General features: G+C 65.6%; 1 protein-coding gene. It reads left to right on the forward strand.

What is annotated here, in order from left to right; genetic code table 11:
* A partial coding sequence (locus DAI20_RS19510; RefSeq protein ID WP_159085132.1) for an HAD-IC family P-type ATPase occupies positions 1–692 on the forward strand: 692 nt, incomplete at both ends.

Genomic DNA, 692 nt, shown 5'->3' on the forward strand with positions numbered 1-692 from the left:
CCGAAGGCCGCCCGCGCCTGACCGACTTCGAGATCACGGACGGTTTCAATCGCAGCACCGTGCTGGCGGCGGTTGCCGCAGTGGAATCGCGCTCTGAACATCCGATCGCCCGCGCCATCGTCGATGCAGCCACTGAACAGGGCATTGCACTGCCGTCGATGGTCGATTTCGAATCGGTCACCGGCATGGGCGTGCGTGCCAGCGTTGATGGTGCGCGGGTGGAGGTCGGTGCCGATCGCTTCATGCGCGATCTGGGCGTGGACATCACTTTGTTTGCGACGCTGGCGGCAGAGCTGGGCACCCAGGGCAAGTCGCCGCTGTATGCCGCCATTGACGGTCGCCTGGCCGCAATCATCGCGGTATCCGATCCGATCAAGCCGAGCACGCCGGCCGCAATCGCGGCACTGCATCAGCTTGGCCTGAAGGTGGCGATGGTCACCGGTGACAACGCTGGTACCGCGCAGGCGATCGCGCGCCAGCTCGGCATCGACGAAGTGGTGGCCGAGGTGCTGCCGGAAGGCAAGGTCGAGGCGGTGCGCCGCTTGAAGACCACACATGGCCATGTCGCCTTCGTCGGCGACGGCATCAACGATGCGCCGGCACTGGCCGAGGCCGATGTCGGCCTGGCGATCGGAACCGGTACCGATATTGCGGTGGAATCGGCCGATGTGGTGCTGATGTCGGGCAACCTG

Source organism: Planctomonas deserti (assembly GCF_003067705.1).
In the GTDB taxonomy this organism is placed as follows: domain Bacteria; phylum Actinomycetota; class Actinomycetes; order Actinomycetales; family Microbacteriaceae; genus Planctomonas; species Planctomonas deserti.